This window comes from Methanobrevibacter sp., from assembly GCF_045126245.1.
GTDB lineage: Archaea > Methanobacteriota > Methanobacteria > Methanobacteriales > Methanobacteriaceae > Methanocatella.
In genome coordinates, this window is sequence record NZ_JBGVOG010000124.1 from 1 (window position 1) to 16947 (window position 16947).

Below are 16947 nucleotides of genomic sequence, written 5' to 3' on the forward strand. Positions count from 1 at the left end.
AACCTTGTTTTCCGGTAATTCCTTGAACTAAACATTTTGTATCTTCATTTAATAAAATCATAATTTATCCCCTATCTCAAAATTCTTGTTTTATTTTCAAAAGGAACAGCCAAATCTATTACATTTCCATTCATAAATGCAGTGGCTGAAAATATTACACTGCCGGGCAATACATTACATGTTGTTCCTCTTTTAACCAAATAAGTATTCTTATTTCCAAGTGCAGCACCAATCATCGCACCAGCAATGATACCGACATGCTCGATATCCTCAACTGTTGCAACAACAACCGGGTCATCGGTTTCAGGTGAAACATAACCAACGCCAGGTATCTTTCTTGTTTTCGGTTCGATATAATCAGATACATCAGTTAAATTGTCTATGCCTTTAGCAGCATCGATTGCCGAATTTGCAACTTTGGCTACAAATGGCTCTCCCCCGTATGTATCAAAACCCAAAACAATTGCATCAGGATATCTATCTGGCCTGATGTTGGCTTCAGCATAGGAAATCCCTTCACCAGCATCTTCAGGAGTTTGAGAAATTCCAGATAAATCCCCTAAATTTTCCGCACTCATCTTTAAAATATCAACAATACCTTCATTAATAGGCTCAAGCAATTCATCTTCTACAAATGCACTGATTACAACATCATCACCAGTGACATTTGTCAATGCAACATCCCTTGCACCTAATTCTTTAACTCTATAAAGGTTATTTTCAACAGTTTCTACTAGCTTAGTGCTGCAAGACACATCATTTTCTGATATATCTGCACCTATAGCAGTAATTTTCAAATTAACACCTTTTATAATTGATTAACAAAATAAATAAAATATAAATATTTTATTGGTATATATTTTGTATTTTAATTTATATAAAGATTAGGAGTTTTTCTAAGAAAATTTAATAAATGAAAATGCCCATAATAATTAATAATGTATTCACAAACTAAGATTGCAATTCCAATTTTTCAAAAAAGTTGCAAAAGTGTAATTGAAGTGGCTCAGGATTGTATCGATAAGGGAGCAGACATATTGGAATTTAGAATTGACGCATTGACAAATCCCAATATTGCTGAAATAAAAAATACAATTGAGGAAATTGATTTTCCAATGATAGCCACCAACAGAATAGATTCAGAAGGAGGATCATTTAAAGGCTCCGAAGAGGAAAGAATTAATATTCTGTATGAATGCGCCCCTTTGGTTGATTATGTCGATATTGAACTTCAAAGCGATGATGAATATATTAAAAAAATTCATGATACCGGCGTGAACACTATCGTCTCATATCACGACTTCGAAAAAACTCCCGGATTGGACGAAATTACCTATATTGTAAAAAAAGAGCTGGAACTTGGAGATATTGCAAAAGTTGCATTTATGCCTCAGGATTTAGAGGATACATTAACCATACTTGCAGTCCTTTCACATTGCAAAAATACAATAGCTATTTCAATGGGAGATTTAGGAAGTTACACCCGAGTCATGGCATCGAAATTTGACTCACCAATCACCTTTGCGGCCGGAGCGGACGCCACAGCACCGGGACAAATTGACATCGAAACCATGAAGGCTTTGCTCAATATGGATTTAAATATAATGGATTAGTGATTAAATGGCTAAAAAGATTGTTTTAGCTGTAATAATTATTGCAATACTATCTGCTTTTTGTATAAATTTCACTGTAAACGATTCTGTAAATTTGTTTATCGATGGTGAAAATGTTTCTGTAAAGACAACCACATTAAACCCTAATGCAGATACTGAAAACTTGAATAACGACATTTGCAGATATTGCGTGAATATGATGAATGACAGCCATTCCAATATTACGACTTTAAAAAACGGAATCAAAGATATCTGCAGCAAATATGGCATTGAAAATCCTAAAATAAATGTTGATTCCAGCATTGGAAAAGACCAAATACCAGTTATCGTTTACGTTAATGGAACCTCCATGCTTCCAACTCTGCAGGATGGGCAAAGCGTGCTTCTCAATAAAACAAAAGATATACATATGGGAGATATTGTTGTGGCCAATTCAGATGAATATGGGGGAATCATCAAAAGGGTTGGAGATATTCAGGGAAATGAAATTTATCTAATCAGCGATAATAAAAATGTAAGCCATACCTATAAAAATGGAATATTGTACGAAACCAAAGGAATAACAACCTGGGTAGACATTTCAGATATTATTGGAGTAGTAATCGACTATTAATTGAATTTTAAAAATAAAAATAAAGGTTTTTTAACAAGCATTAAATATTACATAAACATATAAATAATAATAGTATAGATTAACAAATTTATAGCTGATAAATTGAATAAAGAAAAAGAGTGTTATTATGAAAGACTCAACAAAAGCTAATCTAATAATATTTTTTATAATAGCAATTATAGCTTTTTGTATTAGTACTGCATTTGCCGGCCTAACTGTAAAGGAAGATAATGAATCGTATAAGTTAATTCCAATTGAAAACGATTCATTTGAACCAAATTACGTTAAAGAAGTGCCAACATATATTGCAAAACCGGTCAACAATACCACTATAACAAATAACACTACTAATTTTAATAACACCCCCTCTTAATCAGCTAACTTGAGGTATTGGTAAAATGAATGGAAAGAAAAAATTTATCCGAGACAGCGTATATGGTGATATAAGCCTAAACCCATTTGAAGAACGAATAATGGATATGCCTCAGTTTCAACGTCTAAGAAGAATAAAACAACTGGGACTAATTAGTCTGATTTATCCAGGAGCTAACCATACCCGGTTTGAACACTCAGTTGGAACCATGAATTTAGGATCAAAATTAGCAACAGAGTTAGGATTGGACAATGATGAAATTGAGTTGATTAGAGCTTCCGCACTTCTGCATGATATTGGCCATGGACCGTTTTCGCATGTTTCGGAGGGAGTTCTGTCAGTACCGCACGAAGAGTTAACAAAATATGTAGTTACCAAAACATCCATGCGAGACTTGCTTGAAGAAAAATTTGACGTGAATGAAATAGTTGATATCGTAAACGGAAAGGGATATCTGGGACCAATCGTATCAGGGGAACTTGATGTGGACCGTATGGATTATCTTTTAAGGGATTCTCATAATACCGGTGTGGCATATGGGGTAATTGATTATGAAAGGATAATATCAAACTTAAAATTGGATGATGGGTTGATACTGGACATCAAAGGGGTACAGGCTGCCGAAGGAGCATTGGTGTCAAGATATTTTATGTATCCGAGCGTATATCAGCACCACACAACCCGTATTGTAAATTCAATGTTTAGAAGAAGTCTTAAAATGGTGATTGATGAAAGAATCATCGACGAGAAGGACATATACAAATATGACGATAACGACATTGCTTCAATATTCCGAAACTGTGACAACAAATATGTCAATGAAATAATGTCCCGATTGGATAACAGGAACCTTTTGAAAAGAGTGAAAACCATCAGGCTTGACAATTTCAAAGTTCCCGAAAAAATGTACAAAATCAAACCGGAAGAATTAAGAAAAGCCGAATCGGAAATCGCCGAAGACTATAAAATAGATAAAAATTACGTATTTATCAACATTGCAGAATATCCTCGTTTTGATGAGATGAAAACACAAGTTGATTTAGACGGGAAATTATATCCATTGACTGAAATTTCAAATATCATTTCTGCATTAAGCAAAGCCAGATTCAATATACCGGATATCAGCGTATATGTTCCTGAAGAAGAAAAACCGAAATTCAGCAAATTCAAATTAGAACAATATTTGGACTTGCCTGAAATTGACAAGGAAAAATTCCACGGAATTCATTATGACCAGATTAAGCTATTTTAGGAGATAATATGATAGTTGTTGCAATTACCGGAGCAAGCGGGGTAATTTATGGAATAAGATTACTCGAAGTTCTAAAGGAACTGAATATTGAAATTGGTTTAGTGATTAGTGATGCCGCAAAAATAGTTATCGAATCTGAAACAGACTATTGCGTTGAAGAACTTATTAAGATATCCGACAATAATTATGAATTCAATGACTTGACCGCTTCCATCAATAGCGGATCATTTAAAGCGGATGCATTAGTCATTGCCCCATGTTCAATGAAAACTTTATCATCAATAGCTCATGGATATGGAGACAATACAATTACTAGAGTTGCAGATGTGAGCTTAAAAGAAAGAAGACCTACTGTAATTGTTCCGCGTGAGACTCCTCTTAGAACAGTTCACTTACAGAATATGCTAACATTATCACAAGAAGGCGCGATTATTTTACCTGCAATGCCAGGATTTTATTCAACACATGATACTGTTGATAACCAAATCGATTTTATTGTTGGAAAGATTTTAGATGCCTTAAAAATTGAAAATAACTTATTTAAAAGGTGGGAATAGATGTTAGAAGATATGGATTTTATCAAATCTTGTGATGTTCCAGGACCAACAAAGGAAGCTATACGAGCAATAATTCTATACAAATCCGAAGTTTCACCAACGGACAAGGTAGTTGACTGCGGATGTGGAACAGGAGGAATAACCTGTGAATTTTCTCAAAGAGCAAATGAAGTGATTTCACTAGACACCAACCCGGAACCCATTGAAAAAACTTGAAAAAACCTTAAAAAGTTTGGACTTGGAGACAATGTCACTTTAATTAATGACAATGGAGCCAATGCTCTAAAAGATATTGACAATATTGATATTGCCATTGTAGGGGGCAGTGGCAGGGAACTTGAAAATATCCTGGAAATCATTAATTCAAAACTAAACTCAAATGGCAGAATTATTATCACCGCTATTTTAGTTGACACAAAAATTGAAGCGGTAAATAAGCTTAAGGAACTCAATTATAATCCGAAAATCATGGAAGTTAACATTTCAAATGGAAGGGTCCTTGATCGTGGAGTTATGATGATAAGTGAAAACCCGATAGCAATAATAACTGCCAAAAAAAGATAATATTAAATTTGGAGATTAAAAAATGGATTCACATAAAAAATGGAAAATAAAATTTTCTATATTGATGGTCATCCTGATTATTGTAATATATGGCTCAAATTACCTTGTATTGGGCGACCCAGAGCATATTATATCATATATCTGGACACATTTAGGATTTATTCCAGTTGACATCCTAGTAGTGGCATTCATACTGGATGAAATCATTGAAAGAAAGGAAAAAGAAGCCATGCTTGAAAAATTAGATATGCTGATGAGCACTTTCTTTTCCGAAGTTGGAAATGAACTGATTAGTCAGCTCAGTACTGCCAACAAATACAAAGCCAATACCGAAAATCTAAAATCAATCAAAAATTGGGATGATAAAGACTACAAAAACAAATTGGATGAACTTAAAAATACTACAATTGATTTTCAAGCGGATATTGCCCTTGAAAATAGAGAAGAATTTTTAGAAAATCTAAGAGGCCTATTGGCAAGTAAAAGAGAATTTATCATTAACTTAATAAATAACCCGAATTTGCTTGAAAAGGAAGAATTTACAGAATTGATTAACTCAATTCTTCACTTGGACGAGGAATTGGAACACAGAAAAGATTTAAGTTTGGTTACCGATGCAGATTTTGCACATTTAAATGGAGACATGCACAGGGTATACAACAAATTAGTTCATGAATGGGTATATTATTTAAGATACCTCAATAAGCATTACCCTTATATGATTGCATTGATCATACGTACCAATCCATTTGATGATGATGCGGAAGTATATGTGAAATAGGTGTGTGGAGATTTAATATGAGTAATGTAAATAAAAAAAGTGAAAATATTAAATCTTGCATCATTTTATGTGGAGGGCAAAGTAGAAGAATGGGTCAGGATAAAGGGTCAATGATTATTCAAGACAAACCTATGATTAAACATATACTCTCCACTTTAAACCATGAAATAAATGAAGTTATTGTTGTTTTAAATGATGAAAAAAGAATTGCCAAATATAAGCAATTCATAAACCCCGACGATTACGGGTACACAGTAAAATTTGTTGAAGATACTGTCAAAAATAAAGGACCTCTTCCAGGATTGATGACCGGTCTTGAAAATATCAACAGTCAGTTCGCATTGGTATTGCCTTGTGACAGCCCTTACGTTACAAAGGAATATGTCAATACTATTTTTAATGAAATCAATGCAGACTGCCAGGCTGTCGTTCCCTATCATGATGATGAAAATAAGCTGAAGACATCAGAGCCCCTGCATTCAATTTATAACAAAAATATAGTTCCCGAGATTGAAAACCTGATTTCAAAAGACATCCTTCACATTAAAGGACTAATAAAAAAAATAGATGCGAAATTTGTTTTAATTGATAATAAAAAAATATTAAAAAAAGAATTTAGAAATCTAAATCGTCCGTCAGACATTTAGAGATATTCTATTAATTCTTTTGTTTTTGAAATTGCCACATTAACTGCGCCAAGAATTTCATCTTTAGTAAATGGTTGAGAACCGCCTTTTTGCATGGAACAGATTCTGCCATCTTTAGTAACACCAACATTTAAACGAGCACTAGCTACTCTTTCTTCATCTAATGTTGGGTCTAAAACCATTTTATCACCTATTTTAACGAAAGTGCATAAAGCCAATTCATTGTTGATAGGTAAATCAAAGGTTTCATCTTCACTAAGGACTACTTCTTCATCGACAATTGATGCGACAGGCAATTTAGTTGATTTGAGTGCAGCCATGACCGCTAATTCACAAGCGTCGAAAAGGTTTCCGCAGTTATCGATTATGTGCAAATCAATGAATAACATCCAAACGTGTTTTCCTTCTTCAACACATAATTTATCAAGTTCAACCAATTCACTTTCACGAATACCCCTGTCGACTACACGTGCAAGTTCAATTGAATCATCGCTAGGTGGTCCTGGTTCAAAAGTAGGATCAGCCATCGGTAACATTTCACAATTAGTCATTAAAACTCCTAAATCAGGAGTATCAGGAAATGGGCTTCCAAGTTGTGGTTTAATACCTACAATAACTTGAGTTCCGCCAATTTTTACACGAGCAGAACCTTCAGCTTTTGAAATAACATTAGTTTCAATAGAAATATCCCTATATTCATTTAATTCCCTGCCATCTTCTCTTTTATCGTTTCTGACAAGGTTTGTAATACTTTGTCTTGTAATTTCTGGTACTATATCCATATTATCCACCCACTATTCTGTTGAATATTTTTTCATTAAAGCCTCTTTTTGGAGCTTGCTTACTTCAAGACATCCTTCCATAGCTAAATCAATTGCTTTTGCGAATTCTTCTTCGGTCAAATTACCGTCACTTTGTAATAATGTAATTTCACCAGTTCTTGGCATCATAGCTATTGGAACATCAGCTTGACCTTCTTTATCTTCATATTCGGATAAATCCAATACAACTTCATCATTGACCTTACCTGCAGCACAACCTACAACAATATCTTTCATAGGTATTCCTGCATCAACCAAAGCAACGGAAGCGGCAGTAATTCCTGCACAACGTGTACCTCCTTCAGCTTCAATCACTTCTATGTAAATATCAATCATTGAACGAGGATAATTTTCCAACATTAATGCTGGTCTTAAAGCATCTGCAGTAATTTTGGAAATTTCTGATGACCTTCTGTCAGGCCCTGGTCTTTTCCTGTCATCAACTGAGAATGGTGCCATATTATATCTAACTCTAATTACACCGGTATTAGGTTCAAGTAACCTTCTAATATATGATTCCCTTGGCCCATAAACAGCGACTAAAATCTTATTTCCTCCAACTTCCAAATAAGCAGAACCATCCGCACGTTCAAGAACTCCTGCTTCTATTTTAATAGGACGTAATTCATTAAACTTCCTACCATCTTGTCTTATCATTTCTGACATTATATCAACCTCATTTAATATTCGAAGAACTAATAACCATTATTTATTATTCAAAATAAAAGAATTATTTGAATTATCACCATAAGATAAGGTGTTATCCTTTTTAGTTTTTCTCTTCAATTCTTCAATAACCTCAGCTATGTTAGGTTTATCTTCTTTTTCATTTTTGATTTCTTCAGCTTCTCTTTCTTCTTGCTCTAATTCTTCTTTAAAATTTTGAAGTTTAGGTTTTTCTAAAACAAATTCCTCTTCCTCTTCAGGAACTTCTTCAGGTGGTATTTCACCATCAATAGCCAAGTACAATTTGTTTTTGATTTTATTGGTTAAACCAGAAGTGTGAGCTTCAGCTTCAATTAAATGAATAACATCTTTGGTAAGTTGTTCCATGTCTTCGTCACCTTTTACCCAGACAAGACCATTTTGACCAACAACGATTTTACAATTGGTTTTGTCTTTAATCATGTTAATCATAGAACCTTTTTTACCAATTAATCTTGGAACTTTAGTAGGAGCAATGTCTACAATTATTCCTCCTTTAAATTTGCCCATTCCTCTTCCTTTTAAACCGAGTTTTGCCTTTTTGATTTCATCAACATCGACAACTCTTAAAAATAGCACATCCCCAACATCATATACTTTGTTGAGTTCTTTTTTCTCACGACCAAACACTTCAAAAGCAGGTAAAATTCCGGAATAAGGTGAATTAATATCTACATCCCACATTGAGAATCTTACATCATTAATTTTACCTATTACGACATCCCCTTTTTTAGGAACATATTTACTTTTAAGAGGAATAACTCTAATCTTTTTATTCCTTAAAGAAACAAGTCCCATTAAAGAAGAACAAACTTTACCATTCTCTTTAAAGGTACCTCTTCCTGAATAGTATTCATCATCTGCTAATACCTGTCCAGGAATAACTAAATCTTTATTTTCCACATATATCATAATAATCCCATTAGCTTAATTATTTAATTGTCTTAGTTTCTGCTTCTCCACCTGAAATTTCAGCCATTTTTGCAGCAAAAGAATTTTGAAGACCGCCAGGCATTTCAATAATACCTATCCATGAACCGTCCTGTTGCCATTCCTCATTTATTATCTCACCAAATCCATGAATAACAGAATAAGCACTTCCGGCAGCAGACCCAGGGAGTCTTACAGCCACCTTAGCCTTTTCAAATCTGATTGGAATAAGTGGTTTGATAGCTTTAAGAGCTGATTGTACTTGCTGGTCAACAGAGGTGAATGGGTCAAATTTAACTTTTGCCTCATCACAAGCATTTTCAATCCTTTGAACAGGATGCGGTAAACCGTTTTGAGGATTAACTGCTTCTTTAGCTATTTTGTTGATAACTAATTTTCTTTTATCCTCTTGCATCTTTCTTTTTTGATCTGCGGTTAATTGAACAGTCCCTTTTTCAAGTATGATTTTAGAAACTTCAATAGGATCGGTAGTTTCAAAAATTTTATTCATAGCTTCATCAGAAGCCTTGTCTCCTTTTTTGGAGTCCTTAAAAATTTCTTCAACAGCTAAAAGATCTTCAATGGCAACATCTTGACCATCTGGATTTCTATATTCAGCTGCTAAATCAGGGTCAACTAAAATCTCAAAATGTTCACCACAGTATTCATATTTAGCAATTATAGCTTCATCAACATTTACCATTGAAATATCCCCTAACTAACAGTCATAAACTTTATTCTTCATCTTCTTGTAAGTCTTCTTCAGAATCTTCTGATTCCACTTCTTCTTCGACTTCAACTTCTTCTTCAACTTCCTCTTCTTCTTCGACTAAAATCTCATCAATGTATCTTTGCACTTCGTCTTGAGGAAGCTTTTCATACTTGCCTGTGTCCTTTTTGATGACGGCAATTTCCACATTGTTTGAAGTAGTGTCATGATCAGTAGCTTCGTTAATAGCTGTGATTGCTAAAGCAATAGCTCCTTCTAATGTGATATCATCTGAATATTGCTCTTCAAATATATCCATAGCTGCGGATCTGCCTGAACCTATAGCAGTTGCCTTATATTGAATCAATGCACCACTAGGGTCTGTTTCAAACAACTTACATTTATCTTCATATACGCCACCAATGATTAAGGCGGAACCGAACGGTCTTACACCACCATTCTGGGTATACAATTGTAACATGTCACATAGTTTTTTAGATAAACTTTCTACTCTAATAGGTTCACTATATGTGATTTTGTTAATTTGGGCCTCTACTCTTGCTCTTTCAACTAAAGCTCTTGCATCTGCTACAAGACCTGAAGTAGCTGCTCCAATATGTTCATCTATCTTGAATATTTTTTCAATAGATGACGCTTCAACTAAACTAGAAGTAGTTCTTTTATCAACAGCTAAAACAATACCTTCGGAACTTTTAACACCGATTGATGTAGTTCCTCTTTTTACTGCTTCTCTTGCATATTCTACTTGGAAAAGTCTTCCATCTGGGCTAAATACAGTAATAGCCCTATCATATCCTGCATTTTGTAAAGGTTGCATATTAATACCTCATATTTAATAAATATTTTAATAAAAATTAACTTTCAAATTCAACAACATAAAAAATAAAACCAATCTCCATGAATGGCAATTTTTACTTTTAATCACTACAAAGTAGTTTATTAAAATACTTTTTAACACATTTTTCCATAAATTCAATTGTTATTTATAATATATATTATTTATAAAGTTTTCTATTTTAAACTAACAAAAAGTAATTAAATATATTTATGTGATGCCTTCACTGTTCCGGACAAACCGATTGTTGTCAGCGAAATTCTCTCAGATTTGTATTTATTCACCAAAGCAAGTGAAGCCCGGACTTCATCCTCATAGCCTCTTTGACAGCGAATGATTGCATTATAACTGTAATATTCATTGAATTCGCCTGATTCATAAAATCTCATTACCCATAAATTAAAATTAGATGAATTCAATTCGCCCTGTAGTCTGACGCAGGCATCCCAAACAATTGAAACCAGCTCATCTTTAGTGATTGGAGAGATGCTTTTAACTTCAACAGTCAAATATCTGTTATTTTTCCTAAGTGTAGGTGGCAAAATTTTAAGGGACATCATCAATCCTCCTAACACCTTTGAAAATCATCTTATCCCTATCATGATTAAATTCCAAAATATCTGAAGCTGATTTGAATGATTTTTCAATTTCATCATCCGACAAGCCTGTCTGTTTGAAAAATGCAGTGAAGTCATGGACCGTTCTGATATCGAAAACGGACTCGGCACCTGATGACAAAATTAATGGAAAATCATATTTCCGATATAATGTGTAAATATCCTTAAAATTAGATATTACCTTAGATCTGTGAGCGAGATAAGTTCTTAAAACATCATTAAAACACAACTCAATTGCAACATTATTTTTTACAGCTTCTTTGGCAAGCACATGATTAATTCCCGCATCATAACGCCTAAAGTAAGGTCTTGTCAAAACGTCTATTTTAATATTTTCCAAAACGGCACGATTTACCTTTAAGTCTCCGCCTACAACGGATATGCATGATGCATTGTTTCTGAATTTATTTGCAATCCTTCTTATCTCATTGGGGTTGTTTGATTTAATTTCCAAAGTATAATCGGCAGATATATCATCAGACAGTTCCTTAATCAACTCATTTTTAAAGTTTAAAGCATCACGGAAATCATTTTGATTATATGAAAAATTAATGTGAGACCAGCCATATTTTGAGGCCTCTTTAGCCAAAAGAATATTTTTTTCAAAACTACTGCCTTTAACGTTTAAATCAAACATACTAGATACTTTATTATTTTAAATATTAATAATTTATTAAAAAAAAAGGATTATTGATAACTGTAAAAGGTAACTTCCCAACTTACGGTTTCATAGTAATCAATAGTAAATGTCTGTGATGAAGATGAGGTATACTCAAATGAATCTGATCTGGTTTCCACATCACTATGTGAATTCCAATCAACACCACCACCTGCACCGTTAGACCCTGATACGTACAGGTAGTTAGTAGCATAATTTTTAATAGGATATGCAGACAATTCAACCCTTATCTGACCTGAAGGAACATTGATGGTTTTTGAACCCGAACCAGAACCTGAATAACTGCCTATGACTTGCCATGATTTTGAACTGGACTGTTGGGTTGTTGTAGGAGAACTTTGAGAAGAGGAAACCTCTTGTGTGGACTGCGCAACCTGAGCGGAAGAAGCATTATCTGAATTCATGTTGCTATACGCAAAATATCCGATAACAGCAACAAGAAGGATAATTACAATAACTAAAGCAGCAATAATATACTTTGAATTGCTGGACTTCACCTCATGAGAAATTGGATCAACTTTTTGAATCATCGATTTTCCGCATTTTGTACAGAACTTTGCGTCATCCCTATTTTCAAAACCGCAACTAGAACATTTCATTTTAATCAAACAAAAATAATTTTTTCTATATAACCCTTTAACACAAGATGTATATTAAATTACCTCTTTTTCAATCAAATTCAAATCAATGACAAAAATATCCATACCTATCTAAAAGGTGTTTAAAATAGTTATATCAAACTAATAACATGTTATAAAAACTTTTATAACATAACGAACAATATATTTTATTATGTCAAAGGAAAATGACGAACTGTTGAAGTTAACTTCATATGTTCAAATTTCTAAATATCGCGAAAAAACACTAAAATCAATTGGAGATGATGTAAAAATCCCTACCAATATTGCGAAAGATAGTGGTATTAGAACAAATCATATTTCAAAGGTTTTAAGTGAATTAAAAAGCAAAGAGATTGTTGAATGTATTAATGAAGAAGCTCGTAAAGGCAGATTATACAGATTAACAGATACTGGAAAAGAAGTATTAGACACTATTAAAGAAAGAGAGGAGAACAAATAATTTAAAGAATCTCCACACCATTTTTAATATTTTCTAATTCTTCACGGACTTCTTCTCTTGACGCTATTTTTAAAATATCCAATAAAGATTTAAATAAAACTCTATTTTTTACACTTAATGAAAAGCATTCATTTGTTTCAAGCATGATGGACTCATTGGATGGTGGCCTTAAATCCTTTTTATATTGTAATTTAATTTCCTCCCTTAAGTCAACATCAATATATTTTTCCAAATAAACTATGATTTCATTAGCAAAAGAATTTCCGAAAACCGCCATATCCTTCTTGGAACCTTCATCTAATTCCATATTATTTATCAAACTGTTGAAAGACCCGTAATTCTGATATCCATAGGGAATAAATCTTCCTTCAACAGTATGTGCACAATATTCACTCATGACTTTAAAAAAATCGTCATAAGTCATGAAAAACCAAACAAAACTTTGCAGGGTTGTTGATGTTTTGACCTTAAAAACATTGCATAATAACTCCTCAATTATACTAAACAATAAATAATGAGCCAATTCATGTATAATGGTTGCAATCTGAACAGAATCATCCAATCTGTCATCATAGTATATGCAGTTGTCTAAAAAAAAGTATCCGAATTCATATCCTCTGGATTTAGGTTTGCATTCAGTAAAGACACTGGCCAATTTCAAAATCCTTTCCTTAGGAGTATTTCCATAAATATTAGCATATTTGGCCCTAGCAAAAATATGCGCTAGAATTCTGTTATATTCCTCATCACTAATATTGGCGTTTTTCAATAAGTTTTCGTTATATTCACTGAATAAAGTATCAAAATCATCAATTGTTATTGGATTAATCTGTTTTTTGCATTTAATACAATAATTAGCAACATCAGGATTGACTTCGCCGCAAAAAGGACATATATGCTCTGCAATAAATTTATTACCGCAATGGGTACAGTAATTATTTTCCTTAAGATTTAAAGTTCCACAAACATCACAGCTTTGCATATTATTACCTCAAAATACTTTTAATATTTTTTACTGTACTGCTGATTGATTTTTTACGGGCAATAGTTCTCTTTATATGTTTTCCGCAATTCGGGCAAAAATCAGAATTCCAATCTAAAATTTCGCCACAGGTACAGACAATTTTTGATTTAATCACCCTTAAAGGATTTAAAGGCCTTTCGCATATCTCACAGAATTTAGATCCGCTCCGGTTTTTATGGCCGCAAACACAAATAAATATTGAATTTTCCCTTTTCAAATCACTGCCGCATTCAATGCAATAATCAGAAGTAATCTCATTCAAGGTAGAACAAGTGCATAAAATTGAAATTTCAGAAGACACTCCATAATTTTTCAATGGAAGACCGCAATTTTTACAGAATAAAGCGAATCTTTCGTTTTCCTCGCCGCAATAACAAAATACAGATTCTTCAAATTCTAAATTGAAATTGCTGTAATTATCGAAATGGGGATTTGAATCGTTTCTCAACTGTTTTCCACACATCTCACAGTATATATTTTCTTCAGCGTTTACTGTCCCGCATTCACACAATATGTTTCCAATAGTAAATTGGGGTTTGGACTTGTTTTTTAATATTCTGGATAACCTGCTTTCCGAGCGTTTAGCACCGCACATAAAACAATATTCATTACTGACTTCATTAAGATACCCGCATGAGCAGATTTCATATTTAAAATCGTTTCTTTTGCTTAAAATGTATGGAGAAAAATCAATGTCAAAATTAAAGAATCCAATATCATGAATTGGAGGAGTTAAAATATGCAAGTCATCATTTCCAAAATTACCTGTTTTCAATCCGCATTTTGGACAGAACGGTTCATTTGGAAGTATTCTAAAACCACATTTTGGACAATAATTCTGAGAAACCATGAATATCAATTAATGTTTGGACATCGCTTGAATTTCCTTAAGCAATTCAGATAATACCTCTTCACTTAGCCCCTCAATATATTTTATTGACCCTGCGCATTCATGCCCTCCACCGTCAATACCTGCTGAAGGAACTCTTTGAGCAAGTACGGAAACTATATCATTAACATTGAATCCATATTCCTCATTTACCGCATCTGTTGCCCTGAATACACCAAAATCAGGTCCATGACCTAATGTAACAATCGGCTTATCTTCACCGAGCTCTTTGATTATTCTGTCATGTACAAAACCGCAGGTTTTACCTGGAGCAGGGAATGTGAATTTATGGGCATATTTTTCAACATCGATGACATTGAAGTATATGCCGTTTTCAAATTGAGTTTTTTGAATATTCGGCAGGGCAGCCTTAAGCTGTGTGTCAACCCTTTTTTGATATTCCTTATATAAAGCATCAATCATTTTTTCATGCTTGTCCAAATTATCAACAGCCAAAATTGTATCCATTATTCCCCTACCATTCATAAATCTTAAAAAGTAAGCTTCAAAATCAACACATTCAGCAATCTGTGCCAAATGTTGTCTTGTAAATCCTTTTTGAGCAGCCAATTCAAGGTATTGATACACTTCGCCAGACTCTGCATGGTCTCCTAATGCAGCAACTGCCGGAAGGTGCATTATTAAATCTTTTACCGCTGGATTGATTATATGCGCAACTTCACAAGCCAATGCTCCTGCAGTTAATTGTGAATCTCCACCAACAAGATATGGGTTTACATGAGTATCAACAAATTCATCCACTGCAACTGTCGCCCCAACAATTTCACCATCCCTTACTTCGGTACTCAAAAGTTCGCCCGGAGAGTGATGGTCTATCACAACGACTTCAATATCATAGATTTTAGCCTGCATCAATGCGACAATATCCTCTTCAGTGGATCCGTTATCCAACAAAACGATTAAAGGCAATTTCTGACCGTGCCTTTCCTGGTCCTCCAAGGCGAATGATAAATCCTTAACAACATCCTCCAATTCATAAAAAGGAGCTTTACTTGGAGACCTTTTGAAATAGTAATATTGTGCATCATTACTTGGATTTGCATATTCAATCAATGGAATTATCGCCTTTTCCATTGCAACACCCGCACAGATACCGTCAGCATCATTGTGGTGTCTAAGCAATATTGTCCTTCCGTCAAGGATAGCCCTTCTAATTTTGTGGGCGGCTTGTCTCATCTTAGGTTTAAGCCTGTTTAAAACATCACTTTTGACCAAGAAATCAACATCGTTTGGTTCGGCCCTTCTGTCTAATGCCTCATCAATCAAGTCATGTAATTTGGCTGATTGTTCAGGGCTTAATTTAACGATTGACTGTGACTCGATTTGAGTCTTTCCGCCATGTTCATTAACGTCTCCCACAACTTGAATTGCATCTCCCAATTCAATTTCTGGATAAGCACGCTCGCCTGCTTTATCAAATGCTGCAACCCAAGTAACGCCACTTTCGTCGTTGATGGTAAATATTGTAGGTCCTGATGTTTGTTGAATTTGTTGAACTTCCCCATCAATACGTACCATTTTTCCCATTTTTTCCTCTAATTTTGAGATTAATGTTCTTGGGAAAGATTTTGTTAATCTAATAAGCTTATATTTATCCACATAAGCAGGAGCCAAATCAATCTTACCTTCTCTTGATTTGATGGTTGTAATAAACACAATAACGTCATCTCCTACCCTATATTCGGAAACATCACCCCTCATCAGTCCCCAAACATTATTATTTAGAGATACGAAAGCACCATAACGTTCGATTCTGGTGATTTTTCCCCTGTATAATTTGTCCTTATCCAAATCTCTCATTTGGCATAGAGAATCTAAAACATAAACTTTCCTTACCTGATTCTCAAGAGCCACATATTCATCATGCTTCATTTTTTCAACCTTTCTTTTTTCTTCACAATCCGGGCACACATCATATTTTTCATCGAGTAATGTGCCGCAGTCACGGCAAACATTTACCTGGCCTGTTCCTTTACAATGAGGACAATCTTCATAAACTTCAACCTGTCCCTTCCCATTGCATGCTTCACAGGGAATATCCTCATCCGAACCCAGGTCAAATTTAGCTTTTGCTTTACTGTTTACTCCTTTAAAATGATTTCCAACATCAAAAGCATCATCTTCATACCCTGTTCCGCCGCAGACATCACATTCTTTATAATCCACAACAACTGAACCTATGCCGTTGCATTTTGGACATTTAGTTTTCACTTTAA

The 16947-nt window shown here is 34.1% G+C and carries 20 protein-coding genes and 1 pseudogene; 9 read left to right on the top strand and 12 right to left on the bottom strand.

What is annotated here, in order from left to right; all coding sequences use genetic code 11:
• Positions 1–71: 71 nt before the first annotated feature.
• Complete coding sequence (locus ACJMLZ_RS08750) at positions 72–797, bottom strand: hypothetical protein (RefSeq protein WP_405305239.1); 726 nt, start codon at positions 795–797, stop codon at positions 72–74.
• A 141-nt stretch (positions 798–938) separates the two neighbouring features.
• Between ACJMLZ_RS08750 and aroD the strand changes: the two genes are divergently transcribed.
• The 8 genes and pseudogenes from aroD to ACJMLZ_RS08790 all read left to right on the top strand — a co-directional run bounded on the left by aroD (position 939) and on the right by ACJMLZ_RS08790 (position 6400).
• Positions 939–1613: a type I 3-dehydroquinate dehydratase gene (aroD, locus tag ACJMLZ_RS08755; protein WP_405305240.1), complete on the top strand. Its 675-nt coding sequence runs from the start codon at positions 939–941 to the stop codon at positions 1611–1613.
• 7 nt (positions 1614–1620) lie between these two features.
• On the top strand, positions 1621–2226 hold the full coding sequence (locus tag ACJMLZ_RS08760) for a S24/S26 family peptidase (RefSeq protein ID WP_405305241.1): 606 nt from the start codon (positions 1621–1623) through the stop codon (positions 2224–2226).
• 127 nt (positions 2227–2353) lie between these two features.
• Positions 2354–2599: a hypothetical protein gene (locus ACJMLZ_RS08765; protein ID WP_405305242.1), complete on the top strand. Its 246-nt coding sequence runs from the start codon at positions 2354–2356 to the stop codon at positions 2597–2599.
• A gap of 25 nt (positions 2600–2624) precedes the next feature.
• Positions 2625–3851, top strand: coding sequence for an HD domain-containing protein (locus tag ACJMLZ_RS08770; RefSeq protein WP_405305243.1), 1227 nt, complete (start codon positions 2625–2627; stop codon positions 3849–3851).
• Between the two features lie 8 nt (positions 3852–3859).
• The gene (locus ACJMLZ_RS08775; protein ID WP_405305244.1) at positions 3860–4408 is read left to right on the top strand and encodes a UbiX family flavin prenyltransferase; all 549 of its coding nucleotides are present in this window, start codon (positions 3860–3862) and stop codon (positions 4406–4408) included.
• Positions 4409–4972, top strand: a pseudogene (gene cbiT, locus ACJMLZ_RS08780) (precorrin-6Y C5,15-methyltransferase (decarboxylating) subunit CbiT). It abuts the gene before it with no gap.
• Between the two features lie 22 nt (positions 4973–4994).
• Positions 4995–5753: a hypothetical protein gene (locus tag ACJMLZ_RS08785; RefSeq protein WP_405305245.1), complete on the top strand. Its 759-nt coding sequence runs from the start codon at positions 4995–4997 to the stop codon at positions 5751–5753.
• 17 nt (positions 5754–5770) lie between these two features.
• Positions 5771–6400, top strand: a complete 630-nt coding sequence (locus tag ACJMLZ_RS08790; RefSeq protein WP_405305246.1) for a molybdenum cofactor guanylyltransferase — start codon at positions 5771–5773, stop codon at positions 6398–6400.
• Here ACJMLZ_RS08790 and rrp42 read toward each other — a convergent pair.
• From rrp42 to ACJMLZ_RS08830, 8 genes are all read right to left on the bottom strand, one after another.
• Positions 6397–7182 carry an exosome complex protein Rrp42 gene (gene rrp42, locus ACJMLZ_RS08795; protein WP_405305247.1) on the bottom strand — a complete coding sequence of 262 codons (786 nt, stop codon included), beginning with the start codon at positions 7180–7182 and terminating at the stop codon, positions 6397–6399. The genes ACJMLZ_RS08790 and rrp42 overlap by 4 nt on opposite strands.
• A 12-nt stretch (positions 7183–7194) precedes the next feature.
• Positions 7195–7890 carry an exosome complex exonuclease Rrp41 gene (gene rrp41, locus ACJMLZ_RS08800; RefSeq protein ID WP_405305269.1) on the bottom strand — a complete coding sequence of 232 codons (696 nt, stop codon included), beginning with the start codon at positions 7888–7890 and terminating at the stop codon, positions 7195–7197.
• 36 nt (positions 7891–7926) lie between these two features.
• Positions 7927–8838: an exosome complex RNA-binding protein Rrp4 gene (gene rrp4, locus ACJMLZ_RS08805; protein ID WP_405305248.1), complete on the bottom strand. Its 912-nt coding sequence runs from the start codon at positions 8836–8838 to the stop codon at positions 7927–7929.
• Positions 8839–8857: 19 nt separating this feature from the next.
• Entirely contained in the window at positions 8858–9559 is a 702-nt protein-coding gene (locus tag ACJMLZ_RS08810) for a ribosome assembly factor SBDS (RefSeq protein WP_405305249.1), read from the bottom strand.
• 31 nt (positions 9560–9590) lie between these two features.
• Positions 9591–10403, bottom strand: a complete 813-nt coding sequence (gene psmA / locus ACJMLZ_RS08815) for an archaeal proteasome endopeptidase complex subunit alpha (RefSeq protein ID WP_405305250.1) — start codon at positions 10401–10403, stop codon at positions 9591–9593.
• 218 nt (positions 10404–10621) lie between these two features.
• Positions 10622–10978 (bottom strand): Rpp14/Pop5 family protein, encoded by a 357-nt coding sequence (locus ACJMLZ_RS08820; protein WP_405305270.1) that lies wholly within the window; start codon positions 10976–10978, stop codon positions 10622–10624.
• A complete protein-coding gene (rnp3, locus tag ACJMLZ_RS08825) occupies positions 10968–11675 on the bottom strand; it encodes a ribonuclease P protein component 3 (RefSeq protein ID WP_405305251.1) in 708 nt (235 codons plus the stop codon). Before rnp3 ends, ACJMLZ_RS08820 begins: the two co-directional genes overlap by 11 nt.
• 50 nt (positions 11676–11725) lie before the next feature.
• Positions 11726–12316, bottom strand: a complete 591-nt coding sequence (locus ACJMLZ_RS08830; RefSeq protein ID WP_405305252.1) for a zinc ribbon domain-containing protein — start codon at positions 12314–12316, stop codon at positions 11726–11728.
• Between the two features lie 193 nt (positions 12317–12509).
• On the opposite strand from ACJMLZ_RS08830, the gene ACJMLZ_RS08835 reads away from it, so the two are divergent.
• On the top strand, positions 12510–12797 hold the full coding sequence (locus ACJMLZ_RS08835) for a winged helix-turn-helix domain-containing protein (protein ID WP_405305253.1): 288 nt from the start codon (positions 12510–12512) through the stop codon (positions 12795–12797).
• A 1-nt stretch (position 12798) separates the two neighbouring features.
• Here the strand turns inward: ACJMLZ_RS08835 and ACJMLZ_RS08840 are convergent, their stop codons facing one another.
• From ACJMLZ_RS08840 to ACJMLZ_RS08850, 3 genes are read right to left on the bottom strand one after another with little or no spacing between them, the layout of a single operon-like run.
• Complete coding sequence (locus tag ACJMLZ_RS08840) at positions 12799–13779, bottom strand: double zinc ribbon domain-containing protein (RefSeq protein WP_405305254.1); 981 nt, start codon at positions 13777–13779, stop codon at positions 12799–12801.
• 4 nt (positions 13780–13783) lie between these two features.
• The gene (locus tag ACJMLZ_RS08845; protein ID WP_405305255.1) at positions 13784–14671 is read right to left on the bottom strand and encodes a double zinc ribbon domain-containing protein; all 888 of its coding nucleotides are present in this window, start codon (positions 14669–14671) and stop codon (positions 13784–13786) included.
• A 9-nt stretch (positions 14672–14680) separates the two neighbouring features.
• Entirely contained in the window at positions 14681–16942 is a 2262-nt protein-coding gene (locus tag ACJMLZ_RS08850) for an OB-fold nucleic acid binding domain-containing protein (RefSeq protein WP_405305256.1), read from the bottom strand.
• Positions 16943–16947 lie beyond the last annotated feature (5 nt).